Source organism: Paenibacillus sp. JJ-100 (assembly GCF_948329825.1).
Lineage (GTDB): Bacteria > Bacillota > Bacilli > Paenibacillales > Paenibacillaceae > Paenibacillus.
Genome location: NZ_CAOJCM010000003.1, coordinates 209,165 through 234,597 on the forward strand (window position 1 = coordinate 209,165; position 25,433 = coordinate 234,597).

The window sequence follows — 25,433 nt, forward strand, 5'->3', positions numbered from 1 at the left end:
ACAATGCCGTCAGGATATCAGGCTTGGCCTGATGAATATGCAGAGCTTTATCGGAAGGCGGGTTGCTGGGAAGGGATTACGTTTGGGGAAATGCTTCGCCAGCGTGCGGATTTATATGGCAATCGGGTAGCCGTTATTAGCGGTAAGCACCAGCTCACGTATAAGGAACTGAATGATCGGGTGACTCGATTAGCCTCCGGTATGTATGGCAGGGGAATACGGAAGGATGACCGGGTCATTGTTCAACTGCCGAATGTTCCTGCGTTTATTGAGGCTTGTTTTGCTTTATTTCACATCGGTGCACTGCCTGTATTTGCGCTTCCCTTGCATCGAAAGAGTGAAATCACATATTTCGCCCGTTTCTCTGAGGCGGTAGCCTATCTCATCCCGGATCATGATGGGGGATTTGACTATCGCACGTTGGCGGAGGAGGTACAAGCTGAGGTTCCGGAGCTTCGGCATATTTTCGTCGCAGGCGAGGCTGGGCCTTTTACCGCGTTGGAAGATGTTTACGCAGAGCCAATCAGCCTGCCGGATGCGCCAACATCTTCAGATGTAGCTTTCTTGCAATTATCGGGAGGGAGCACCGGATTACCTAAAATGATTCCCCGAACACATGATGACTACATCTACAGCTTGCGGAGGAGTGTCGAGGTATGTGGCCTCCACCCGGATAGCGTCTATTTGGCAGTTCTGCCTGTAGCTCATAACTATCCAATGAGCTCACCCGGCATTCTAGGCACGTTGTACGCAGGCGGTACGATTGTACTGTCACGGGGATCAAGCCCAGATGAAGCATTTCCACTGATTATCCGCCACCAGGTAACTATTACAGCCCTGGTGCCACCGCTGGCTCTTGTCTGGCTGAATGCAGCAGCAGCTCGTGGAATCAAGCTTCCGTCGCTCCAGGTGCTTCAGGTCGGAGGAGCTAAGTTTAGTGCCGAGGCGGCGGCACGTGTCAAGCCGGTGTTTGGTTGTACATTGCAGCAGGTGTTCGGTATGGCTGAAGGGCTGGTAAACTACACACGTCTGGATGATTCCGAATATGTGATCACCCATACACAAGGGAGACCGATGTCTCCATATGATGAGGTGAGGATTGTGGATGACGAAGATGTTGAGGTACAGCAGGGACAAGCCGGACACCTGCTGACACGCGGGCCCTATACCATCCGTGGGTATTACAAGGCGGAGGAGCATAACGCCAGATCATTTACGACAGATGGCTTCTATCGTACAGGAGATATTGCCAGCCTGACGGCTGATGGATATCTCGTAGTTGAAGGAAGAGCGAAGGATCAGATTAACCGTGGCGGGGATAAAGTGGCTGCCGAAGAGGTGGAAAACCATTTGCTGGCCCATCCTGGTGTGCATGATGCGGCCTTGGTATCCATGCCCGATGAATATTTGGGCGAGCGCTCTTGCGCCTTTATCGTGCCAAGCGGTGATACGCTGGCGGTGGCCGAGATCAAATCGTTTCTGCGTAATCGGGGCCTGGCTAGTTATAAAATTCCAGACCGGATTGAATTGGTGGATGCTTTTCCGAAGACAAAAGTCGGCAAGGTCAGCAAAAAAGCACTAAGGGAGATGTTGACTGCCGAGCAAGCTGCATCCAATTAGAAAATTTCGATCGCGATGACATTGTACTTTTTCCGTTTATGGATATGGCTGGACTTGATCTGATAAATAAAGCTGAAAAGAGGGATATTCATGGCACTTCCAGTGATTCAACCATATGCAATGCCTGTAGCGTCTGAGCTCCCGGTCAACAAGGTTGCCTGGACACCGGATGCGAAGCGTGCAGTACTTTTGATTCACGATATGCAGAACTATTTCATGAATGCATTTACACCGGGAGCCTCTCCGGTAGTGGAGCTGATCAATCATATTACAGAGCTTCGTTCAACGTGTCATAAGCTTGGCATTCCTGTGGTTTACTCGGCTCAACCTGGCGGACAGACACCGGAGGAACGCGGGCTACAGCTGGACTTCTGGGGTGCGGGAATCGATGGCGGAGCAGTACAGAAAGAAATTGTTGAATCGCTTGCTCCCGCTCCGCAGGACACCTTCATGACTAAATGGCGATACAGCGCCTTTCAGAAGACGGAACTGCTTGAGCTCATGCAGAAGCAGGGTCGGGATCAATTGATTGTCTGCGGCATATATGCACATATCGGATGCCTGATGACGTCCTGTGAAGCATTTATGCGTGATATTCAAGCGTTTCTGGTTGCTGATGCGGTTGCTGATTTTTCGTTGGAAAAACATCGAATGGCGCTGACGTATGCGGCAGAGCGTTGTGCGGTAACCCTGACGACCGAACGTTCGGTTTCATTGCTAAATGCATCAGCCATAGCCCAAACTGGCGGTGCATTCACACCCGAAGCACATGATAATGGTCAAGACGAGCCCAGGGAGCAATCGGGTGCAGTATCAGCCTCACTAGCTGTAGCTGAGGTGCAACATCAAATGGCTTCTACCGCTGAGCTTGAGAATATTCTGGAAGGGCAAGAAGGCAGTGATCATGCAAGGCTGAAAGCATTACAGCTTCAGATTGCCAATCTTTTGCAAGTGCAGCCCGATTCCATTGGAATACATGATGATCTGGTACACAGCTGGGGTATGGATTCCATCCGCATGATGAGTCTGGCCGAGCGTTTTCGTGCGGAAGGAGCCGAGGTCGCCTTTGTCGATCTGGCGGAGCAGCCAACATTGGCAGCATGGGTAGCACTTCTGGATAACACCCAACCGAAAGTGCTGCTGAATGGAGACTACTTTTGAGCGGGGCGGTGCAGTTGTCGCAACGTCAGAACACAGCTTGGCCTTTGTCTTCTGCACAGTCTGGCATCTGGTATGCCCAACAGTTAAATCCGGACAACCCGATGTACAACACAGCCGAGTATGTGGTTATTGAGGGACAGATTCATCCTGGACTTTTTGAGAAAAGTGTACGTCAGACCGTGATGGAAGCCGAATCACTCAATATGGTGTATGGCGAAAATGAACAAGGCCCTTGGCAATCGCTGCGCTCCAATATGAATGATTGGACATTCCATGTCATGGATGTGCGCGATCAGGCTGATCCTCATGCGGCTGCGTTGGACTGGATGAAGCAGGACCTGAGACGACCTGTTAATCTGGCCATTGGTCCACTCTTCACAGAGGCTTTATTCCAAGTGAGTGAGGATCGGTATTACTGGTACCAGCGCATCCACCATATAGCAATTGATGGGTATGGTGTATCCCTGATCACACGAAGGGTCGCCAGCTTGTATTCAGCAAGCATCCAGGGAGAGGGTGCAGCACAGAATACAGTACAGGCAAAAGATACAACTGCATTTGGCCCGCTCACTTCTGTGCTTGAAGAAGATGATGCCTACTCAGGCTCTATCGATCAAGAACAGGATCAACAGTTCTGGATTAGCCGTTATGCAGATGCACCGGATGTTGTCAGTCTGGGTCATCGTGCATCGCTGACTTCAACAGGGTTCCTGCGGCAATATGCAGTGATAACGCCATTAGAGCGGGAGCAGATACAAGCAGTAGCGAGCAGGTTTGATGCGACCTGGTCAGATCTGTGTGTGGCGGCGACAGCAATCTATGTGTACCGGATGACAGGGTCAACCGATGTGATTCTGGCCTTGCCCGTCATGTGCCGTTTGGGTTCGGCGTCGCTGCGTGTCCCGGGCATGGTCATGAATGTTCTTCCACTGCGATTGACTGTACATTCGCAGATGGATTTGTCTGAATTGATCGGCCAGATCGTAAGGGAGATTCGGGCTGTACGTAAGCACCAGCGATACCGTCATCAGGATCTGCGGCGGGATCTCAAGCTACTGGGAGAGAATCGACGTCTGTATGGACCGATGATTAATGTGATGCCCTTTCATCATGCATTAAATTTTGCAGGCGCGCGTGGCATGATTCATAATCTGTCCACGGGTCCTGTGGATGATCTATCCATTCATATCGTGGATCAAGGGCATGGTCAAGGGATGAGCATTGCTTTGGATGCCAACTCTTCCATCTACACGGAATCGGAACTACGTATGCATCAGCTTCGCTATGAACAGCTCCTGAAATCCATGATTTCAGGAGGGGATGTAGACATAACAATTGCACAACTGGATATTCTGCTTCCTGCCGAGCGCGAGCAAGTGCTGAAAGGGTGGAACCAGACGCATCATGTGGCCGCTGAGTGGAACTCGGCATCGTTATTTGAACAGCAGGTTAGGCGGACCCCTCATGCCACTGCGATCACATTCGAAGGGGAGACGTTGACCTATGCAGCGTTGAATGAACGTGCGAATCAACTGGCCCATCAACTGATACAAGCCTATGAGGCAGGACCGGAGCAGGTAGTTGGCATTGCGATGCCTCGTTCATTGGAAGTGGTTATTGCGATCCTGGCTGTTCACAAGACGGGGGCCGCTTATCTGCCGCTTGACCCTGATTATCCGGAGGATCGCCTGATCTACATGATGGAGGATGCCAAACCTGCTTGTGTAGTGACAGTGATGGACAATCTTGCTAACATTCCGCAGACGTCTGATATACCGATTCTCGTCATAGATCAAACAGATATTGTACAGGCACTATGCTGTCGGTCTGGAACCAATCCGGAAGGTGATGATCTTCCAGGCAAAGCCTCTATGCTCAATCCTGCGTATCTGATCTACACATCAGGTTCTACGGGTAGACCCAAGGGGGTGGCGGTGACCCATCTGGGATTAGCCAATCTACTCGAAGATATGAAGACGAGATTGCAGGTCGGTTCGCAGGACCGCTGGCTGTCGGTGACTACGATTGCTTTTGATATCTCTGTACTGGAGATTTTCCTGCCACTGACGACCGGGGCCAGACTGGATATCGCGCCAAAGGACACGATCCTTGATCCGGTTGCGTTGGCCGGAAAAATGCGAAAGCAGAAGACTACGATCATGCAGGCTACGCCGACATTATGGAAGTATTTGGTTATGAGTCGGCCTGGAAGGTTCGACGGGCTAACGGTAATTACGGGAGGAGAAGCTCTGACGGAGGAGTTAAAGCTATCACTGGAAGGGTTGGGGTGTCAGGTCAATAACCAGTACGGGCCAACCGAAACGACCATCTACTCAACAGCAGCATCGCTGGGGGTGGGTCAATCGGGCAAACCGAATATAGGTGGACCGGTGCGTAACACACAACTCTATGTACTGGATCAGAGCATGCAGCCTGTGCCTCCGGGTGTAGCAGGAGAATTGTATATTGCAGGAGAGGGGCTTGCGCGGGGATATTTGGGCCGACCTGATCTGACGGCAGAACGCTTTGTCGCTAACCCTTATGGACAGCCGGGGAGTCGGATGTACCGTACGGGTGATCTCGCTCAATGGTTGCCGGATGGCTCCATTGATTATTTGGGCCGGGCAGATCATCAGATCAAGATCAGGGGTTTCCGCATTGAACTGGGAGAGATTGAGTCGATCATCGCAAGTTATCCGGGCGTGGCACAGGTTACGGTGATCGCACGTGAGGACCAGCCGGGGAACCAGCGATTAGCGGCTTATATTGTGGCTGAGGCCGGAGAATGTCAGACTGAAATCGATCTGTCTGATATCAGAGCATACGTAACGGATGTATTACCGGATTATATGGTGCCCTCTGCCTTCATGCTGTTGCCTGAGATGCCGCTGACTCCGAACAAAAAAATTGATCGGAAACAGCTTCCGGTCCCGTCCATGGCATCCAATACAGCTGGGAGGGAGGCTCGGACACCACAGGAAGAGATGTTATGCGGATTGTTTGCTGAAATTCTGGGCGTAGCCAAGGTAAGTATTGATGATGATTTCTTCGAGCTGGGCGGGCATTCCTTGTTGGCTGGTCGAATTACAGCCCGGGTCAGGGAGGTATTCGGCGCAGAGCTGAACATCGGAACGGTGTTTGAATCACCGACAGTAGCAGGACTTGCGAGGAAACTGGATCAGACGAACTTCGTCAGACCGGTAATTCAGCCTGTATTGCGCGAGGCCGGGCTTCCGCTTTCCTTTGCCCAGCAACGGTTATGGTTCCTCTATTGTCTGGAGGGGGCTAGTCCGACCTACAATATTCCATGGGTTGCCCGGTTGACAGGAAAGCTGAATCTGGATGCTCTAAGAGATGCCTTGCAGGATGTTGTAGAACGTCATGAGACATTGCGCACATTGTATCCACCAGACCTGGGTGCGGCGAGCCAGCATATTCTTCGTGCAGCGGAGGTGAACTTGAACATGAAATTCACCCGGACTTCAGCTGAGGAGCTTCCGGCTTTGCTCTCGGAAGCGGCGCGTTACGGCTTCGAGCTTAGTTCAGAGCCGGGGATACGAGCGGAATTGTTCCATCTGGATGCGGATGAATATGCGCTCCTGCTGCTTGTTCATCATATTGCAGGGGATGGCTGGTCTTTGTCACGGCTCATCAGGGATTTGTCTGAAGCGTACAGAGCTCGTCTGAGTGGAACGGCACCCGATTGGGAGCCGATGCGCATTCAATATGCGGACTATGCGGTATGGCAGCAAAAGCTACTGGGGGATGAGCAGCATAAGGACAGTCTGATCGCGAGGCAGTTTGAGTTCTGGACAGACCGACTCGCAGGCATACCGGAGCAAGTCACATTCCCGGCAGACTATACCCGTCCAGTGGCGTCCAGCTACCGAGGGGGCGTTATACCTTTTACATTAAGTCAACCCCTGCATGAGCAACTTATGGTTATTGCTCGGGAAAATAAGACTAGTCTCTTCATGGTTCTGCATGCGGCGTTAACGGCATTGCTTACCAGAATGGGAGCAGGAACGGATATTGCGATTGGCACGCCGATTGCTGGACGAAGTGACGATGCGCTGGATGATGTTGTTGGCATGTTCATCAATACGTTGGTGCTGCGTACAGACACCTCGGGTGATCCTACCTTCAGAGAGCTGCTTGCTCGTGTGCGTGAAGCCGACCTGGCCGCTTATGAGCATCAGGATGTACCTTTTGAACGGCTGGTAGAAGTGCTGAACCCATCCAGATCTCGTGCCAAACATCCGCTCTTTCAGGTAATGCTGGTGCTGCAAAATACGCCGGACATCTGTCTTGATCTGCCAGGTATTGAAGCAGACGCTCATATCCAGAGTGTAGGTTCATCCAAATTTGACATGACGTTTGAACTGACGGAGAAAAGGGAGCCGAACGGACAACCAGCGGGAATAGACGGGCTGCTCGAGTACAGTACAGACCTATATCGTGAATCGACTGTTAGTGAATTGGTCATTCGGCTATTGCAGTTGCTCGAACAGGCCGTACAGCAGATGGATATCGGTATTGGCCGATTCGATCTGGTTACACCGACAGAGCATGCTCAGCTTGAAAAGGAATGGGCTGCCGTACCTGATCAGTATCCACAATGGCCGACGATAGCAGAGCGTTTTGAAGTGCAGGCCGCCGCTCATGCAAGCTCGATAGCCCTCCAATGCGGCGATGAACGTATCACTTACAGGGAACTGAATGTACAGGCAAATCGACTTGCGAGACGTTTGATCGCAGAGGGCGTAGGAGCGGAACAGATGGTAGCGCTGGCCTTGCCTCGTTCCGTGGAGATGGTCGTAGCCATTCTCGCTGTACTCAAAACGGGTGCCGCCTATCTGCCGCTTGATCCGAACTATCCGGCAGACCGGTTAACACATATGCTGACGGACGCAGAGCCGAAAGTGATGATTACAAGTACAGAGGTATATGCTTCACTGCCACAGATGGATGACATTACATGTATTAACATGGATGATCCGAATACCTTGCGACAACTGGAGTCCATGGATGAGCAGAATCCTGCTGACGATGAGCGGAACGCACGGGTAACTCCGTTGAGCCCGGCATATATGATCTACACATCGGGTTCGACAGGGAAACCGAAAGGGGTTGTGATTCCACACGCGAATGTCATCCGGTTACTGGATGCAACGCAGCACTGGTTCCATTTTGATGCGCATGATGTGTGGACGTTGTTCCATTCGTATGCTTTTGATTTCTCTGTCTGGGAGATCTGGGGACCGTTGCTGCACGGTGGAAGATTGGTCGTCGTTCCTCACGAGATTAGCCGGTCGCCTGGAGCCTTCCTGAAGCTGCTTGTGGAGGAACAAGTTACTGTTCTGAACCAGACACCATCTGCATTCTACCAGCTCATGCAAGCAGACAAGGAAAATCCGGCTTGGGGGCAGCAATTGGCACTTCGCTATGTGATCTTTGGAGGGGAGGCACTGGAGCTGGGACGTTTGCACGACTGGTATGAACGTCATGCAGATCATGCTCCAAGGCTCATCAATATGTATGGTATCACTGAAACCACGGTTCATGTCAGCTACAAGGAGCTGCATTCAGGCAGCTCGGCAGAGGGGGCAAGCAGCTGGATTGGATGCCCTATTCCAGATTTGCGCGTATATGTGCTAGATGATCAACTGAGACCTGTGCCGACCGGGGTAATCGGAGAGATGTATGTGGCTGGGGCGGGTCTGGCTCGCGGGTATTGGGGAAGACCTGATCTCACGGCCGAGCGTTTCGTTGCTGATCCATATGGTCCGGCAGGCACACGAATGTACCGTACAGGAGACTTGGCAAAACGGCTGCACGATGGTTCGCTCGATTATCTGGGACGAGCGGATCAGCAGGTGAAAATCCGCGGGTTCCGTATTGAACTTGGCGAGATTGAGGCTGTACTGGCAAGACATTCAGGTGTGGCGCAGGCCGCCGTTATCGTTCGTGAAGACCAGCCGGGGGATAAACGCCTGATAGCTTACGTTGTTTCAGCACGGGATGGAGAAAACGGCCTGGAGACAGCAGCACTCCGAAGACATGCAGCAGCAAGCCTTCCCGAATATATGGTACCTTCTGCGGTTGTTGTGATGAAGGTTCTGCCGCTCACGCCAAACGGCAAGCTGGATCGTAAAGCATTGCCTGCACCGGAGATACAACTATCAGTTGATGGCCGAGCGCCACGTAACCCGCAGGAGCAAATTCTGTGTGATTTGTTTGCTGAAGTGTTAGGTTTGCGGAGTGTAAGTATAGATGATAGCTTTTTCGAATTGGGTGGCCATTCGCTGCTTGCTGTGCGCTTGATGAGTCGAATCCGTGAAGCAATGGGCATAGAGCCCGGCATAGGCATTTTGTTCGAAGCCGCGACGGTAGCTGGACTGGCTGAGCGATTGGAGATGGGAGAGTACTCCGGTGATAGCTCGTTGCAAGTGTTGTTGCCGCTTCGGACGCATGGGCAGCATCTGCCTGTATTCTGTGTTCATCCGGCAGGGGGACTAAGTTGGTGTTATGCCGGATTAATGAAACATCTGGGCATGGAGTATCCGCTGTACGGTCTGCAGGCAAGGGGCATTGCCGAGTATGAGGAACTTCCAGGGACACTGGAAGAGATGACAGCAGATTATATCCATCATCTGCGGTCTGTGCAGCCGGAGGGGCCATATCGTCTGCTTGGCTGGTCACTTGGGGGGAACGTTGCCCAGGCGATGGCTGTGCAGCTCCAGTCCGAAGGAGAGCAAGTAGAGTTTCTTGCCATGCTGGATGCCTATCCGAGTCATTATCTTCCCATTCGCGGAGAGCCTGACGAAGCAGAGGCATTGACGGCTCTGCTGGCACTTGGCGGCTACGATCCGGACAGCATTGGAGACGAGCCACTGAATATGGCCACAGCCATGCGAATACTTCGCAGCGAAGGAAGTGCACTGGCGAGTTTGAGCGAAGAGACGATCCGGAAGCTGCGGAGAACCTATGAAAATTCTGTTCGCATTCTGGGGGCATATACCCCATCCCGATTTGAAGGGGATTTGATCTTCTTCCGCTCTACCATTATTCCTGACTGGTTTGATCCGATTGAACCGGAAATGTGGAATGCATTTATTGGAGGACATCTGGAGCGCCATGATATTGCCTGTCGTCACAAAGACCTTTGTCAGCCTGGCCCATTGGAGGAAATCTGCCGTACCCTTGCCGCCAAGCTAGAGATGCTGAACAACAAGCGTAATATTCAACATAAATAGGAGGATAAACGGATGAGCAACCCTTTTGACTATGAAGACAGCAGTTATCTGGTGTTAAAGAATGATGAAGGGCAGTATTCGCTTTGGCCCGCATCCATTGAGGTTCCGAAAGGCTGGACCCAGATGCTGGGGAAGGCCAAACGCCGTGTATGTCTGGATTACATTGCGGAGCAATGGACTGATATGAGACCACTTAGTCTATGGGACGAAACGGGAATACTGGAGTCACTTCATGAGACTGGCGGATGAATTTCCTGTCAGGTTCGAAGAAAATTGTAGGCACGGTCTATGTTCTCGCCATGTTTATCGTTGCGATGGATGCCACTGTATTGAATGTGGCCCTGCGGACGATCAGTGAGGAACTGGGTGTTCCTCCAGCGGCTGCGGGTACATTAAATGTGGGGTATCTGGTCAGCCTGGCTGTATTTTTGCCTGTGGCGGGATGGCTAGGAGATCGATGGGGGACAAAACGGGTCTTCCTGTCGGCGCTGGCACTGTTTACGTTATCTTCTGCACTGTGTGCTACAGCTGATCAACTGGAGACACTGACGTTTTTCCGTATTTTGCAGGGAGCGGGGGGAGGTCTGCTTACGCCTGTAGGCATGGCGATGTTATTTCGAGCATTTCCTCCGCATGAACGGGCCAGAGTATCTCGTATGCTGGTGTTACCGATTGCCCTTGCTCCTGCGCTAGGGCCGATTGTGAGCGGATTAATTGTGGATCAGCTATCGTGGCGCTGGATTTTCTATGTTAATCTGCCTGTAGGTATTCCAGCCGTGATCTTTGGCATGCTGTATCTGAAGGAGCATAGAGAACAGGGAGCCGGTCAATTCGATTTGTCGGGCTGGTTATTATCTGCGCCGGGACTGGCTCTGACGATGTATGCACTAAGTCAGGGACCGCTGCGGGGGTGGACATCACCACTTATTATGGGGGCGGGTTTTACAGGAATGCTGCTTCTTACGCTGCTCGCTAGGGTGGAGCTGCGCGCGAAACATCCGTTGCTTGATCTGCATCTGCTGAAGCAACGACTTTTTCGTTACACAGGTCTGGTATCTGTATGTGGGGCGGCAGGATTGCTGGGCATGTTATATGTGTTTCCGTTGATGTATCAGCATGTGCTGCATGCCTCTGCGCTGGAGACAGGGCTAACCACATTTCCAGAAGCGATCGGATTAATGATCGCTTCACAGCTTGTTCCATGGAGCTACCCACGTTTGGGCCCACGCAAGCTCATATCCATGGGATTGATCTGTACGGCGATTATTTTTATTACCCTTAGTCAGATTACAGTGGATACGAATCCATGGTTCATCCGGTTCTTATTATTCGGAGTGGGCATTTTCCTGGGACAGACGGTAGGGGCGGTACAGATCGCAGCCTTCGCTCAGATTCCGCCTGCTGCTATGGGACGGGCTTCGACCTGGTTCACGGTGCAAAATCGTCTGGGTTCTGCAATCGGCATGGCCATACTCTCTGCTGTTCTGGCGGTTGCAGGTACAACCACGGTGACTGCGACAGGTACACTGGAGCCGAATATGATAGCATACCGTCTGGCTTTGCTAGGAGCAGCTGCATTTCTGTTCATCGGGCTGTGGTTTGCTCTGATGATCCGCGATGCGGACGCAGCGGCTACGATTCGGAAGAAGCCGATGGGCGGGACATCGGTTATGGCGAAGGGTCCCTCCGGGCCAGGGTCCGAGTCAGTGGCAAAACAGCTGGATCGTTGAAGGATGTAAATGGAGCGAGCAAGCTGCATTTCATTAATACTGTCGATAATCGTATTACAGAAGAAGGAGCGAATCACCGGAGAGCTTTATTACCCGATGAACTCGCTCCTCTTTTTTTAATCGGTCAAAGTTTAGGCTATGCATGTGCCTTCCTTATGTAAGCTCTGCGCATAAGCTCTCCAGCGTGACAACTTCAGGCTGGGCTGGTAACTCTCCTTCGACAGCACAGGCAGCGAGCATATGCTGCTCATCCAAAGAGTGAGTGTAGAAGCGATGCCTAACGATTTGCCCGTCTTGGTTGCATCTCCAGTCATGCTTCCCATGCTGATGAACATGGGGAAGAATGGCGAAGGAGTTAAGGGGCATGGACAAGCCCATGCCTATAGCTTTAATGTAGCTCTCCTTTAGCGTCCATAGGCGATAGAAGGTGTTTAACTGTTGATCGGCAGGCTGTGCTGACAGATACGCATTCTCCTGTGTTGAGAAGAACCGCTCTGCAATCTGCAGGTCAATCGGGACTATTTTTTCCACATCCACACCCAATTCAGCTGTCCCGCCAGAGATTAAAGCAATCCAATCCCCGGAATGGGAGACGTTGAATGGCTTCTCAGGGTATTGAGCGAGACAAGGTTTACCATAGGTGTTACGGGAAAATGAAAGCTTTTCCGCCCGAATGCCAGTTAATTCACTTAACGTCACCCGGGTCAATACCTCACCAAGCACAGAGCGATACGCATCGGCTTGATGTATAAAGCGTGCAGCCTGTGCCCGGCGTTCATCAGAGACAGATGACAGAAAAAGATCCCAGTATGCTTCGGGTACAACAGAGGGTACTTGCAGTACTTGTATAGTTATCATCATTTATCACCTGACGTTGTATTCGGCATGGATGACAGGCTTTCCTCTATAGTTATCCTTTTCTGGCGTTTTCCCCAGTGAGTCAGGCTAGTTGTGGTGGAAACAGTAACCGCTGCGTCCTTGAATTCATTGTATAAGTGAACATCTGAAATGCACACACGTGTTTACTCTAATTTGTACCAGTAAAGTTTAGGCGATGGTAAATATAGTGGTTATAGTGCATGCATATCATATTTCGGGTGTGGATTTATTTCGATAAATGGGAGCTTAATCTCTTTTTCTAGGGTATGTTAACCGTTTGGAGTGGATATAGGTTAGAATATAGATAGATAGCTGGATTAGGAGATGGAAAAAATGGCTAATGATGAAGTGATTTTGACACAGGAAGGCTTGGAAAAGCTGGAGGAAGAACTGAAGGAACTGAAAACGGTGAAGCGCAAGGAACTGGCAGAACGATTGAAACTTGCGATCAGTTATGGGGACCTGAAGGAGAACAGTGAGTATCATTCAGCCAAGGACGATCAGGCATTTATGGAGACCCGCATTCTGATATTGGAGAAAATGCTGACCAAAGCGAGAGTCATCAGCACAGACCATATCGATTCGAATCAAGTGGGCATTGGTTCTACTGTGTTGCTGAACGATATTGAGTTTGCCGAAAAGATTGAATATCAACTCGTCGGTCCTGCGGAAGCAGATGTATCCAACAACAAAATTTCGTATGAAAGTCCACTGGGGAAAGAATTGATGGGCAAGGAAGTAGGCAGTGTAATCCATGTCAACGCTCCAATGGGTGTCATTAAGTACGAATTACTTGAGATTAAAGTTTAGAAAAAAAAAGCCGTCAAGACGGTCTGATACAATGAGCAAAAGGTTAGTTTTATTTTAAGAAAGAGATGTTTCAGGAGCCTTTGCCATGGGCTGTCTGGACCATCTCTTTTTGTCTTCCAACACATATTCACGGTTAAGTTGGATGTAATTATCCCATACTGAAATCATCTCCATAAGATTAATTTTCGACAAATTATGATTTTTGATGACCTGACACGTGTAGTAGTATATAATTACGGGAAAACTTTAAAGTGATGGAGTAGATACGATGAATTTTAGTAAGTCTGATCTGAACCCAAACAGAGCCGGCAAAGGAGAACGCTTTTCGCGCGCCGGTTTCATTCTGGCAGCCATCGGTAGCTCAGTGGGACTCGGTAACATGTGGAAATTCCCATATATTACGGGTGAAAATGGGGGAGCGGCTTTTTTCCTGCTCTTTATTGTCTGTCTATTGCTGATTGGCTTGCCGGTGCTGCTTGCAGAATTAGCTATTGGACGTAGTGGACGAGGTAGCGCAGCAACTGCATTTATCAAAGCAGGCGGGCATAAAGGCTGGCTTGCGGCTGGTCTGTTGCAAGTGTTAACACCGTTTATCATTCTGTCCTTCTATATCATTATTGCAGGCTGGACTCTGCATTATGCTGTAACTTCATTTAGTGGTACCTTGTTCAATAGTGAGGATTATGCCGGACAATTCAACAATTTTGTTGGCGGTTATATGCCTATTGTATGGCAACTGATATCTGTATTGATTACGGGATGGATCGTTGCCAAAGGTGTATCCAACGGAATCGAGAAGTTTAACAAAATTTTGATTCCATCGATGCTGGTTTTGCTGATCGTCCTGATGATTCGGGCCGTTACACTACCGGGATCTGGTGCGGGGGTTTCTTTCTTCCTGAATCCTGATTTCTCCCAGCTCACTACGGAGTCGGCACTCGTTGCCCTCGGACACGCATTCTTCTCCCTATCTCTCGGGATGGGTATTCTTATAACCTATGGTTCGTATGTGGATAAAAGCCAATCTCTTGGCGCAGCAACGGTGGCTGTCGGTGCGGGTGATTTAATCTACGCCTTTATCGCAGGTCTGATTATTTTCCCAACGACATTCTCATTTGGTATCGCGCCTGACCAGGGGCCATCTCTGATCTTTATTGCGCTGCCTGCTGCATTCTCTGCGATGCCGCTTGGTTTCCTGTTTGCCGGATTGTTCTTTGTTTTGCTTGCAATTGCGGCGTTGACATCAGCTGTTTCACTGCTTGAGGTGCCTGTAAAATACTTGATGGAGCGTCTCTCCTGGAGTCGTAACCGCGCGGTATGGGTGGTTTCCCTTGCAATCTTTATCGTCGGACTGCCTTCCGTTCTATCGCTCGGATTGTTCCCGGAGTGGAAGATTGGATCGATGAGCGTATTTGATTGGCTGGACTTTGTGGCATCTAATGTTTTCCTGCCGGTTGGTGGATTGTTAGTTACAATCTTTGCAGGATACTTCTGGAAAACGGCTGCTGAGGCTTCTGGCCTGAGTTCCGGTTGGTTCCGGATCTGGCTGTTCATGCTTCGTTATATCGCACCCATTCTGGTGTTGCTTGTTCTGTTGCACACGTCGGGTATTATTCGCTTCTAAGGGTTACCTGCGTAGATTTACCATGCGTAAAACCTCTTGGAAGAAATGCAAAAGCTCTTGTGTTCCTTTGTTAATTTTGGGACAATACAGAGTAGAGGTTTTTTGGGTAAGACAACCGATAAGCCATATGCTTTTTTGCGAAAAGAGGTTCATACCATGTTTAAATCATCCTTATATGGATTAACATTAGAGCAATTACGTGCCTGGCTGCCTGAACATGGGCAGAAAAAATCCCGCGCCTCCCGGATCTGGGAGTGGTTATACCAAGAGCGGGTGCATGATTTTAGTGATATGTCCGATGTCCGTCAAGATTGTCTGGAAGTACTCGCTGAGCATTTTACAATGAATTCATTAAGTGAACATGTGAAGCAAGAGTCGGCAGACGGCACGGTGAAATTCCTGCTCAAACTGCAGGATGGCAATTTAATCGAGACAGTGCTTATGCGGCAAAAGTATGGCTTGACCGTATGTGTCACGACACAGGTCGGATGTAATATCGGCTGTAGTTTCTGCGCCAGCGGACTGATCAAGAAAAGCCGTGATCTCTCGGCAGGAGAGATTGTAGAGCAGATCATGCATGTTCAGCGGCATCTGGATGCTGCAGGACAAGGGGAGCGCGTCACGAACGTGGTCGTGATGGGCATTGGCGAACCATTCGATAACTTCGAGCATATGAGCAACTTTATCGAAGTGATCAAGGATCGCAAAGGGCTGGCTCTCGCGGCGAAACGAATCACCGTATCCACCAGTGGATTGCCGGATAAAATTAAGGAATTTGCAGACAGCAGTCTACAGGTGAACCTTGCCATCTCACTGCATGCTCCGAATAACGATTTGCGTACCCAGATCATGAAGATTAATCGGGCCTTCCCGATTGAACAGTTGATGGATGCCGTTGATTATTATTTGGAAAAAACAAATAAACGCATCATGTTCGAATATATTCTGCTTCGGGATGTGAACGATCAGCGTGAACATGCTGCGGAACTGGCAGAACTTCTGTCCAGCCGCAAGAGCATGGTCAGCGTGAATTTGATCCCATACAATCCGGTAGATGAACATAGCCAGTATCAGCGGAGCACCGAAGAGTCCATCTTGGGCTTCTACGATACGTTGAAAAAGAATAACATCAACTCCACGGTACGTATGGAGCATGGCACAGATATCGATGCCGCCTGCGGCCAACTGCGCAGCAAACAGATGAAGAATGCTGCGGAGGCCAGTGCAGATGGGCAACCAGGCGCCAGTAAACTAGACGCAAGCCGCCTGGCGATGGGCTAACGCAACAAAGAGCAGGGCATAAAGAAGCCTCTATCTACTCACTGATCAAGTGAGGATAGAGGCTTCTTTGAGTTAAGATTTAATTTCGGAGAGAACCATGCCAGCTCAACTTTATTCTCTAAGTTCTTTCGTCATCAGCAGATGAGGGATGCCATCTTCCATGAATACGTCTGAAGCGGGAGCATAGCCGAGACGTTCATAGAAACCGGAGGCCTGTACCTGGGCGTGCAGTTTAGCTTTTTGCAGACCGTCCTGTGTAGCCATCTCTTCCAGTTTATTAATCAGCACACGTCCCAGCCCATGCTTACGGTAATCCAGCATTACACAGATCCGTTCAAGCTTGGCCACTTGCTCCACGACACGGAGTCTGGACGAAGCAGCAGGTACACCATCGACATATAGCAGTATGTGGCGTGCTTCTGTATCCAATGCATCAAATTGATCAAACTCATCGGATGCAGGAACGCCCTGCTCTTCAACAAAAATAGCTGTGCGAATCGCAAAGCAGGCATCAAGCAGCTCCTGGGTATTCGCTTCGACAATCGTTATATTCATGTATGATTCTCCTTTGCATAATGGATGGAAGGAATATCGAAATGGAACCCGAAAGTGTTACACTAAACTAGTGTAGTTATATCATCGATTATGTTGCGAAGCAACCTAAGACAGAGACGGAGTTATACTCAGATTGATCAAAGTTCTACACAGAAAACCGTGGATAACACAAGATATAGGAGTGAAAAGCCCAAAAACTATCCACATGTGGATAAGTGTTTGGGCTTTTTTTCGCATTCCGCTTCCCTTTGTTCCGTTCGGATGCACGTATTTTAACCTTTAGATGCTGCTGCTCGGACATATATCCGTTCACCATGCCGGTCGATCTCTACAGGAGCTTCGAAGAAATCACTTAACACATCTGATGTCATCAGATCAGCAGTGAATCCCCTTCTGAAAACCTCGCCGCGGCGTAGCAGAAGACTGTGTTGGAACACAGGGAGGATTTCTTCCGTATGATGAGTGACATAAATTAGCGAAGGTGTATCTGGGCGTGCGGTCAGTTCACTAATGCTATCCAGCAGACGTTCTCTGGAAAATAAATCGAGCCCATTACAAGGCTCATCCAGAATGAGCAGTTGCGGATTTGCCATCAGGGCACGGGCAATGAGGAGTTTCTGCTTCTCCCCTTGGGAGCAGGTGCGGTACTCGCGGTCCCACAGATGCTCGCAGCCGAGTGTCTGCATCCAGTGCCTGGCCTCCTCCAGATCTTCGCCAGCTAGTTTGTTATACAAACCAATTGTGGCATGTTTGCCGCTAATAACAACATATTGTGTGCGGTCAGACGCATATAACTTCTCCTGTAGGGAGGAGCTCACCCATCCAATCGACTTCCGAAGCTCTCTCAGATCTACACTTCCGTATTCATGGCCAAGTACTGAGATGCTGCCTTCCGTCGGCCACAGGTAGCCGGTGATCATATTGAGGAGCGTTGTTTTGCCTGAGCCGTTGAGGCCGAGCAACGCCCAGTGTTCGCCTTTGTTGACACGCCAACTGACATCGTGCAGCAGAGTGAGTGCTTCTCTTTTCCAAGTGACATGCTGTATATCAATGATCATTGACCTATTCCTACTTTCTGTTAAATATCGCTCGTTCTGATCCTGATCTTATTGTATTGCCTGCTGTGGAAGTTTCAATAGCTTGTCAGGCTGTGGCGGGTTGATCATTGCGCAAAAATTCTTTCTCCCCCAATTTCAGTTTTTTGCCAATTTCATTATTGCTAAATGAGGAGGACTCTGCTAAGATGGGTAAAAGTTTATGTAAGCGTATACATTTAATAAAAAATTACAACGTTGTAATTTTTGTGAATAGCCAGCTTCATAAGTACATCTGCATATTATATGCTTGTTTATCAAAGTGAATCCTTGATTTTAATTCTATTTCTGAAGTGCATGTACGTTGAACGAAGAGATAGATTCTATTTTTAAACAAAAATTCAAACGTTGTAATTATGAGGCGAAGGGGAGTGTTTACGTTGAAAAAACGCATGACCACGCTGTTCAACCTGATCCGGCGGGATAAGTATTTGTTGCTGATGTTCTCGCCCATTTTTGTGTATTACGTGATCTTTATGTATCTGCCGATGCCTGGTGTGCTGCTTGCATTCCGCAATTTTATGCCTGGGCAGGGTATGTTTAGCGGAGAGTGGGTGGGCCTGCGCTGGTTTGAGCAGTTTGTGAACTCGATTTACTTCTGGCGTCTGCTTCGCAACACCTTTTTGCTGGCCTTTTTGCCGCTGCTATTCGGTTTCTCTATCCCCATTTTGTTCGCCGTCTGCATTGTGGAGATCAAGAACCGGACGTTCAAACGCTTCGCTCAAACGGTAACTTATCTCCCTCACTTTATCTCCACCGTTGTGGTGGCTGGCATGATTATCAACTTTCTGTCACCTACAGACGGTATTGTGAACACCCTCATCGCAAGTCTCGGTATGGAAAAAATAAACTTCATGATGGACGCCGGCTGGTTCCGCACCATCTTCACCAGTTCTGACATCTGGCAGAGCTTTGGCTTCAGCTCCATTATCTACATCGCTGCCATTATGGGCATTGATCCCGAAATGTACGACTCTGGAAAAATCGATGGCGTGAACAAATTTCAAGAGCTGTGGCATCTGACACTTCCTAGCATTAAACCAACCATTGTGATTCTGTTGCTTCTGTCGCTTGGCGGCATTATGAGTGTAGGCTTCGAGAAAGTATATCTGCTCTATAACGGCGCTACGTATGAAACGGCGGACGTGCTGTCCACTTACGTATACCGAATGGGGATCGAAGGCCAGAACTATGGCTTTGCAACGGCTGTCGGCCTGTTCAACTCCATCATCACATTTGTGCTTGTGTTTGCAGCCAATTCCATGACCCGCCGCCTGACCAAAATGTCACTCTGGTAAAACCACACTGAATCAAAGGAGAGCCTGTATGCAAAAATCGAGAAGTGACCGATTGTTCTATGTATTTGTCTACCTGCTGACCATTGTGGCCGTGGTTGTCACCCTGTATCCGTTCCTGTATGTGGTTAGCATTTCCTTCAGCTCGGTGGATGCCATCGACAAGCAAAAAGTTGTGCTCTGGCCTGTCGGTTTCACACTTTCAGGCTACCAGATGGTGCTGCAGTATAAGGAGCTGTGGGTTTCGTTCTATAACACCGTCTGGTATACGGTGGTGGGCACGCTCCTGAACATTGTGGCTACCTGCCTCGCAGCCTTTCCTTTGTCGAGACAGCAGTTTTTCTTGCGGCGCAAGCTGAACTTTTTTATCGCCTTTACGATGTATTTCTCGGGTGGGCTTATCCCGGTGTACATGATGATTACATCGCTTGGACTATATAATACCCGCTGGGTTATGGTACTGCCTGTGCTGGTGATTACGTTCAACGTTATGATCTGCCGCTCTGCTTTCGAAGGTATTCCGAATGAAATATTTGAGAGCGCAAGCATCGACGGTGCGAATGAGTTAACGATGCTGTACCGTCTCGCTGTTCCGATCATCAAGCCTACGCTGGCTGTACTGACGCTGTACTATGCGGTGTTCCACTGGAACAACTTCTTCTCGGCCCTGCTGTATCTAGGAAAACAGGATATGCAGCCTCTTCAGATGTTCCTGCGAAGGGTACTGATTATGGCTTCGCCAGAGGTTATGCAGAAGATGGGTGGTACGATGACATCTGGTGCACTGGCGGTATCGACTTTGCAGGTTCGTTATGTATCTATCGTAGTCAGCATTCTGCCGATTGTGATGATCTACCCGTTTATCCAACGGTACTTCGTTAAGGGGATCACCCTCGGAGCCGTGAAAGGATAGATTTTGTTACCCCAAGCAGCATCGTCAATAAGAAAGGGAGCAGGTGTTTTCAGGGAGATGAAGCTTGCTGCAGAGGGTTCAAGGGTTTTCAAGGGAGTTCAATATGGTTCCATACCAAGGAGGAATGAAGGATGAGATTTAAAGGGGCAGGAAGAAAAAGTGTAATGGCGGCATTACTTGCACTGAGCTTGGCGGGATGCAGCAGCGGAACGGGAGCAGGCACGGATGCGGGTAATGCACCGGCCAGTTCAGAGCCGGCATTCAATTATACGGGTGCAGGACCTGTAACAGATCAGCCAGATGCGAAGCTGTCCATTCTTGGAACCAACGCATGGACAACGAACGTCGACTTGTCTACCGCAGCCATTGTGAAGAAAATCGAGAGCAATGCAGGTGTTGCAGTGGATTGGGATCTGATCCCGCCGCAGAACTACGCGGATGCCGTGAATCCAAGACTTGCTGCGGGTACAGGACTGCCGGATATTGTCTACCTGCCGGATCAGGATCAATTGATGAAATACATTAACAGTGGTTTGTTCATTCCTATTAATGATCTTGTGGACAAATATGGGGTTAATCTGAAAAAAATATATGAAAAGTCGCCTTCCGTTAAAGCCAGTTTAACGGCACCAGATGGTAAAATGTATTATATCCCGCAGCAGACGCTGACGCGGAATTACATGCCTGTATTTATGGTGAATGAGCGCTGGTTGAAAAAGCTGGGCTTAAACGAGCCGACCACGCTCGATGAGTTCACGGCGATGCTACGCAAATTCAAAACTGAAGACCCGAACGGCAACGGCAAAGCGGATGAAATTCCGTTGTCGATGGAAGCCAAGTTTGTACCGATGGCCTTTGGTCCGGCCTTTGGGCTTGATCTGTCCAACCAGTTCTATGCAGATGATCAAGGCAAAGTGCACTTCAGCTATTATGAGCCAGCCTACAAGGAATATTTGACGTATCTGAACGGACTGTATAAGGAGGGGCTGCTTGGGGTCGATTATGCCAGCACAACGAGTGACCAGGTAACTTCGCGTATATCGCAGGATGTAACGGGAGCCACCTTTAATTTCAGCTGGTATATGTCGATGGTCTACAGCCCGCTGTTCAAGGATTACAAGCCGGAAGAGCCTATCTTCAAGGGTATATTGCCATTGAAGGGACCGCATGGCGATCAATTCTACATCGGACGTACACCGGTTAGCGGCATCTTCGGCATTACGAAGGATAGCAAAAATCCGGAGCTCGCCTTCCGCTTTCTGGATTATGCGGTAAGTGAAGAAGCACAGACGTATTACACATGGGGTATCAAGGACGATACGTATACGGAAGAGAATGGCGTGAAGACATTCACAGATAAAGGTAAGGACAATGAATATATTCAGAAGCTCGGCATTGGTCCGGTCAATCTGCCTAACATCCAGTCTACCGATTCGGCTGATTCCGTCGTAGCCCCTTGGCATGCGAAGCTAGACAAAGAACTAGAGAAGTATGTGCGTGAGCCGTTCCCGGTTGTCTATGCTTTGCCAGATGAAGCGAGTGTAGAGTCGATGTCCATGCCAGACATCACAACCTATGTGGAAGAGATGAATTTCAAATTTATTAGCGGTGACGCAAGCCTGGATCAGTTCGATAGTTACATTGAGACACTCAAAAAAATGAATGTTGAACAAGTCATTGCTGGCAGACAGGCACAATATGATCGTTACAAAGCAGCACAGAAATAGGGAAAAGCTTGGGCAGGCATATGAGAGGTGTTGATTGATTTTGATTACCATTAAAGATATAGCCAAACTGGCGGGAGTGAGCTACAGCACGGTATCGAAGGCGCTGAATGATGATCCCCGGATTAAACCGGCGACCAAACAGAAGGTGCTCGCGGTAGCGGAGAAACACCAATACCGGAAAAACATGCTGGCCCGGCAGCTCTCCACCGGCAGAAGTAATATCATCGGGTTTGTGCTCGATGAACTCAGCAACCCGCTCTTCTCCAACATATCGGGCAGTCTTCATACCGAACTGAAGAAGCGGGGATATCAGATGATTCTGGTTGTGGCCGACGACGGGGTGGATGTATTCAGCCAGCTACGTGTGGACGGCTGTATTCTGTGGGATTATGCCCTGGACAATCGGGACGTGTTTTGGAAAAAGTTCGCGACCCTTAACATGCCTTGCTTTGTCCTTGGTACAGATGAAGCACCGAACTCTCCTTACATCAAGATTGATCGTAAGGAGGGACTCTTCAAAGCGGTGGAGCATCTGAAATCCCTCGGGCATAGCCGGATTGGATTCATCGGTAACTCACAGCATGTGAAGCTGGAAGGGTACAGGGAAGCCCTGCAGCGAACGGGTCTTACTTTTAACGAGAGCCATGTGCTGCCAGCGCATTCTTCCTGGGAAGATGGATATTTTTCCATCCGAAATTATAATTTCGGCCCGGATTCTCCTACTGCATTTATCGGTCTGAACAACCTTGTGACGCGAGGGGCACTCCGCGCACTGCTTGAGGCGGGGTATAGTGTGCCGCGCGATATCTCCATGATCGGTTACGACGATCTGCCCGATATGCAATATGCAGAGGTTGCTCTGACAACGATCGGTCCGCCACTTGATGAACTGGCTGTCCAGGCGGCAGAGCTGATCGTATCTCTGATCCGCGACGAGCAGGTTGAGGTTCCCGTTGTCATTCAGCCGAGGCTGAGCCTGCGCAATTCAACGGCAGTGTGCCGACACTAAGGTTGGCACATCAGGTCAACCTAACAAGACGATTCGTGTGTTTGCTTTACAAACGGAATAACATTACAGGAGGTGCCGTGATGCAGGTGCAGACGCAGTTATCCTGGTCAGAGCGAATTGCAGCTACGATCATGCAGCAATGTAACGATGATGGGTTCCATGCGTTCCCTTCGGGACGATGGGCGTATGTGGAAGGTATGACGTTGATGGCGATGGCGCGCACGGGAGAATTATATAACAAGCCGGAGTATATTGATTTCATGAAAAGACATATGGACCTCTACGTGCAGCCGGATGGTTCCATCCGTACTTACTCTCTCGAAGAATATAATCTCGATCAGATTAATCAGGGGAAGAACCTGTTCGCGTTACTGGAAGGTACGGAGGATAATCGTTATGCCGAAGCAGCCCATCTTCTTGCCGCGCAACTTGCAGGTCAGCCTCGAACGTCGGAAGGTGGATTCTGGCACAAAAAAATCTATCCGTTCCAGATGTGGCTGGATGGGCTGTATATGTCTTCCCCTTTCCTCGCGCAATATGCAAAGACACTCCAGTATCCAGAGCTATGGGATGAAGTGGCTCATCAGATTTTGCTGATTGAACAAAAGACACGTGATCCGCGCACCGGATTGCTGTATCACGGCTGGGATGAATCCAGGGAGCAGGTCTGGGCCGATTCGCTGACTGGCTGTTCGCCGCACTTCTGGAGTCGGGCGATGGGCTGGTATGCTATGGCTATTGTCGACAGTGTAGAGCATTTCCCGCTGAACCATCCAAAGAGGGGCACGATCATTGGCATCTTCGAGCGTATGTGTAACGCATTAGTTCGGGTGCAGGAGCAGGACAGCGGATTGTGGTTCCAAGTTCTGGATCAGGGCTTCCGCCAAGGGAACTATCTCGAAGCCTCGGGCTCAAGTATGTTTGTATATGCGCTTGCCAAAGGGGTGCGTCTGCGTTATTTGGAGCCGCATTTCAGAGCAGCAGCCGAGAAGGGCTGGCAGGGTCTTACTTCCAGATTAGTGGAAAACACGGCTGATGGTGTGCGGTTAAATGGGATATGTCACGGTGCAGGGCTGAGTTTGGATCGAGATGGCTCCTACAGCTACTATGTGAGCGAAGCTGTTGTAAGCGATTCCTTTATGGGGGTAGCTCCGCTGCTACTGGCTGCACTCGAAATGGAGCGATTGCCATGACGGATCAGCATTTGGCAGAGGAAGGCGTGGCGGCGCAGGCTGCATTGGGGTCATCTGGCTCGGACGCTTATATCACCGTTGCTGCTGATGGGTCTGGAGATTATGCAAGCATCCAGGCTGCGATTGATGCGTTGCCGGACCAAGCCACGGGTCACGGTGATGGCAACGGTAGCCTTCTTCCGATTCGAGTGAAGGCAGGTGTGTATTATGAGAAGCTGCACATGGAGAAGCCAGGCATTCATTTGATTGGTGAGGGGGCTGAGCAGACGATCATCACCTATGATGATCATGCACTCAAGCGATTCCCGAACGGCTCGCAGTATCATACGTTCCATTCCTATACGGCGTTTATTGGTGCTGATGATTTTACGGCAGAAGGGATATCCTTTGTGAATTCAGCTGGACCGGGTAAGGAGGTCGGGCAGGCGCTTGCCGTTTACGTGGACGGGGACCGTGCTGTGTTTCGCAGATGCCGTTTTATCGGCCATCAGGATACGATTTTTACTGGACCGCTGCCGGAACAGCCTCTGGACCGCAGTTATTTCGGCGGACCTCGTGACGGTGCGGAGCGCCGGAAGTTAAGACAGTACTTCGAGAATTGTTATATCGAAGGGGATATCGATTTTATTTTTGGCTCTGCGACGGTTGTATTCAAGGGGTGTGAGATTTTTACGAAGAGCCGCCTGACTGAAGGGGAGGTTGCAGAAGGACAAGTGAATGGCTGGATTACGGCAGCATCTACACCAGAAGATGTCCGTTACGGTTACGTATTTGTTGATTGCGATCTGACCAGCAATGCGCCTCCGCAATCGGTGTATCTCGGCAGACCATGGCGTAATTATGCCAAAGTCTGTTTCCTGAACTGCTGGCTCGGTGCGCATGTGAAACAAGAGGGCTGGCATAATTGGGGCAAGACCGAAGCGGAAGTGACGGTTCTTTATGCGGAATATAATAGTGCTGGGCCTGGAGCCGGAAGTGCGGATATGCGTGTACCTTGGTCTAACATACTGACAGAGGAAGAGGCGGCTGAGTATGCGTTGCCTCGCATTCTGTCCGGGGAGGATGGCTGGAAGCCCTTCTAATTCAGTGCTAGGGTGTACTTTCTCTGGCTGTTGTTCCAAAAAGAAAGGCAGAGACTGTGTTTAAATTCGATCAGAAATTCAAACACAGTCATTTCCTGTTTCATTGGATATCATCTCAAATAGGATATATACCGATAAAACAGAAAAAACAAAGCCGAAGGATGAACAATCGACTTTGTTTGATAGGTTAGTGATATTAGTTTA

17 protein-coding genes are annotated in these 25,433 nt (G+C 49.7%); 14 read left to right on the forward strand and 3 right to left on the reverse strand.

The features are described 5' to 3' along the window. Positions 1 to 3 precede the first annotated feature (3 nt). The 5 genes from PQG66_RS14025 (at position 4) to PQG66_RS14045 (ending at position 11,767) form a co-directional block, all read left to right on the forward strand. Positions 4 to 1,620, forward strand: a complete 1,617-nt coding sequence (locus PQG66_RS14025; RefSeq protein ID WP_272038344.1) for a (2,3-dihydroxybenzoyl)adenylate synthase — start codon at positions 4 to 6, stop codon at positions 1,618 to 1,620. 90 nt (positions 1,621 to 1,710) lie between these two features. Then, complete coding sequence (locus PQG66_RS14030; RefSeq protein WP_272038345.1) at positions 1,711 to 2,781, forward strand: isochorismatase family protein; 1,071 nt, start codon at positions 1,711 to 1,713, stop codon at positions 2,779 to 2,781. A gap of 14 nt (positions 2,782 to 2,795) precedes the next feature. Further along, positions 2,796 to 10,037 carry an amino acid adenylation domain-containing protein gene (locus PQG66_RS14035; RefSeq protein ID WP_442955107.1) on the forward strand — a complete coding sequence of 2,414 codons (7,242 nt, stop codon included), beginning with the start codon at positions 2,796 to 2,798 and terminating at the stop codon, positions 10,035 to 10,037. Between the two features lie 12 nt (positions 10,038 to 10,049). Beyond that, complete coding sequence (locus PQG66_RS14040; RefSeq protein WP_272038347.1) at positions 10,050 to 10,286, forward strand: MbtH family protein; 237 nt, start codon at positions 10,050 to 10,052, stop codon at positions 10,284 to 10,286. Continuing rightward, complete coding sequence (locus tag PQG66_RS14045; protein ID WP_272038350.1) at positions 10,283 to 11,767, forward strand: MDR family MFS transporter; 1,485 nt, start codon at positions 10,283 to 10,285, stop codon at positions 11,765 to 11,767. The genes PQG66_RS14040 and PQG66_RS14045 overlap by 4 nt, the downstream gene beginning before the upstream one ends. Positions 11,768 to 11,920: 153 nt before the next feature. Here the strand turns inward: PQG66_RS14045 and PQG66_RS14050 are convergent, their stop codons facing one another. Beyond that, complete coding sequence (locus tag PQG66_RS14050) at positions 11,921 to 12,628, reverse strand: 4'-phosphopantetheinyl transferase family protein (RefSeq protein WP_272038351.1); 708 nt, start codon at positions 12,626 to 12,628, stop codon at positions 11,921 to 11,923. 351 nt (positions 12,629 to 12,979) lie between these two features. Between PQG66_RS14050 and greA the strand changes: the two genes are divergently transcribed. From greA to rlmN, 3 genes are all read left to right on the forward strand, one after another. Further along, the gene (greA, locus tag PQG66_RS14055; protein ID WP_272038352.1) at positions 12,980 to 13,456 is read left to right on the forward strand and encodes a transcription elongation factor GreA; all 477 of its coding nucleotides are present in this window, start codon (positions 12,980 to 12,982) and stop codon (positions 13,454 to 13,456) included. 268 nt (positions 13,457 to 13,724) lie between these two features. Beyond that, positions 13,725 to 15,080, forward strand: coding sequence for a sodium-dependent transporter (locus PQG66_RS14060; protein ID WP_272038354.1), 1,356 nt, complete (start codon positions 13,725 to 13,727; stop codon positions 15,078 to 15,080). Between the two features lie 156 nt (positions 15,081 to 15,236). Beyond that, on the forward strand, positions 15,237 to 16,361 hold the full coding sequence (gene rlmN / locus PQG66_RS14065) for a 23S rRNA (adenine(2503)-C(2))-methyltransferase RlmN (RefSeq protein ID WP_272038355.1): 1,125 nt from the start codon (positions 15,237 to 15,239) through the stop codon (positions 16,359 to 16,361). Positions 16,362 to 16,472: 111 nt separating this feature from the next. Here the strand turns inward: rlmN and PQG66_RS14070 are convergent, their stop codons facing one another. After that, positions 16,473 to 16,916 (reverse strand): GNAT family N-acetyltransferase, encoded by a 444-nt coding sequence (locus PQG66_RS14070; RefSeq protein WP_272038357.1) that lies wholly within the window; start codon positions 16,914 to 16,916, stop codon positions 16,473 to 16,475. Between the two features lie 272 nt (positions 16,917 to 17,188). Beyond that, the gene (locus tag PQG66_RS14075) at positions 17,189 to 17,974 is read right to left on the reverse strand and encodes an ABC transporter ATP-binding protein (protein ID WP_272038358.1); all 786 of its coding nucleotides are present in this window, start codon (positions 17,972 to 17,974) and stop codon (positions 17,189 to 17,191) included. 407 nt (positions 17,975 to 18,381) lie between these two features. Here PQG66_RS14075 and PQG66_RS14080 point away from each other — a divergent pair, with 407 nt between their 5' ends. From PQG66_RS14080 to PQG66_RS14105, 6 genes are all read left to right on the forward strand, one after another. After that, on the forward strand, positions 18,382 to 19,308 hold the full coding sequence (locus PQG66_RS14080) for an ABC transporter permease (RefSeq protein ID WP_272038359.1): 927 nt from the start codon (positions 18,382 to 18,384) through the stop codon (positions 19,306 to 19,308). A gap of 28 nt (positions 19,309 to 19,336) precedes the next feature. After that, on the forward strand, positions 19,337 to 20,218 hold the full coding sequence (locus tag PQG66_RS14085) for a carbohydrate ABC transporter permease (protein WP_272038360.1): 882 nt from the start codon (positions 19,337 to 19,339) through the stop codon (positions 20,216 to 20,218). A 131-nt stretch (positions 20,219 to 20,349) separates the two neighbouring features. Further along, positions 20,350 to 21,945 carry an extracellular solute-binding protein gene (locus tag PQG66_RS14090; protein WP_272038361.1) on the forward strand — a complete coding sequence of 532 codons (1,596 nt, stop codon included), beginning with the start codon at positions 20,350 to 20,352 and terminating at the stop codon, positions 21,943 to 21,945. A gap of 40 nt (positions 21,946 to 21,985) precedes the next feature. Continuing rightward, positions 21,986 to 22,954: a LacI family DNA-binding transcriptional regulator gene (locus PQG66_RS14095; RefSeq protein ID WP_272038362.1), complete on the forward strand. Its 969-nt coding sequence runs from the start codon at positions 21,986 to 21,988 to the stop codon at positions 22,952 to 22,954. An 80-nt stretch (positions 22,955 to 23,034) separates the two neighbouring features. Continuing rightward, on the forward strand, positions 23,035 to 24,147 hold the full coding sequence (locus PQG66_RS14100; RefSeq protein ID WP_272038364.1) for a glycoside hydrolase family 88/105 protein: 1,113 nt from the start codon (positions 23,035 to 23,037) through the stop codon (positions 24,145 to 24,147). Then, the gene (locus PQG66_RS14105) at positions 24,144 to 25,229 is read left to right on the forward strand and encodes a pectinesterase family protein (protein WP_272038365.1); all 1,086 of its coding nucleotides are present in this window, start codon (positions 24,144 to 24,146) and stop codon (positions 25,227 to 25,229) included. Before PQG66_RS14100 ends, PQG66_RS14105 begins: the two co-directional genes overlap by 4 nt. The last annotated feature ends 204 nt before the right edge of the window (positions 25,230 to 25,433 follow it).

Excerpts from the sequence above, each read along its gene's own strand:
- PQG66_RS14105 (WP_272038365.1), top strand. The coding sequence starts at position 24,144 with ATGACGGATCAGCATTTGGCAGAGGAAGGCGTGGCGGCGCAGGCTGCA.
- PQG66_RS14040 (WP_272038347.1), top strand. The coding sequence starts at position 10,050 with ATGAGCAACCCTTTTGACTATGAAGACAGCAGTTATCTGGTGTTAAAG.
- PQG66_RS14060 (WP_272038354.1), top strand. The coding sequence starts at position 13,725 with ATGAATTTTAGTAAGTCTGATCTGAACCCAAACAGAGCCGGCAAAGGA.
- PQG66_RS14090 (WP_272038361.1), top strand. The coding sequence starts at position 20,350 with ATGAGATTTAAAGGGGCAGGAAGAAAAAGTGTAATGGCGGCATTACTT.
- PQG66_RS14085 (WP_272038360.1), top strand. The coding sequence starts at position 19,337 with ATGCAAAAATCGAGAAGTGACCGATTGTTCTATGTATTTGTCTACCTG.
- PQG66_RS14045 (WP_272038350.1), top strand. The coding sequence starts at position 10,283 with ATGAATTTCCTGTCAGGTTCGAAGAAAATTGTAGGCACGGTCTATGTT.
- PQG66_RS14100 (WP_272038364.1), top strand. The coding sequence starts at position 23,035 with ATGCAGGTGCAGACGCAGTTATCCTGGTCAGAGCGAATTGCAGCTACG.
- PQG66_RS14025 (WP_272038344.1), top strand. The coding sequence starts at position 4 with ATGCCGTCAGGATATCAGGCTTGGCCTGATGAATATGCAGAGCTTTAT.
- greA (WP_272038352.1), top strand. The coding sequence starts at position 12,980 with ATGGCTAATGATGAAGTGATTTTGACACAGGAAGGCTTGGAAAAGCTG.
- PQG66_RS14070 (WP_272038357.1), bottom strand. The coding sequence starts at position 16,916 with ATGAATATAACGATTGTCGAAGCGAATACCCAGGAGCTGCTTGATGCC.
- PQG66_RS14075 (WP_272038358.1), bottom strand. The coding sequence starts at position 17,974 with ATGATCATTGATATACAGCATGTCACTTGGAAAAGAGAAGCACTCACT.
- PQG66_RS14030 (WP_272038345.1), top strand. The coding sequence starts at position 1,711 with ATGGCACTTCCAGTGATTCAACCATATGCAATGCCTGTAGCGTCTGAG.
- rlmN (WP_272038355.1), top strand. The coding sequence starts at position 15,237 with ATGTTTAAATCATCCTTATATGGATTAACATTAGAGCAATTACGTGCC.
- PQG66_RS14050 (WP_272038351.1), bottom strand. The coding sequence starts at position 12,628 with ATGATGATAACTATACAAGTACTGCAAGTACCCTCTGTTGTACCCGAA.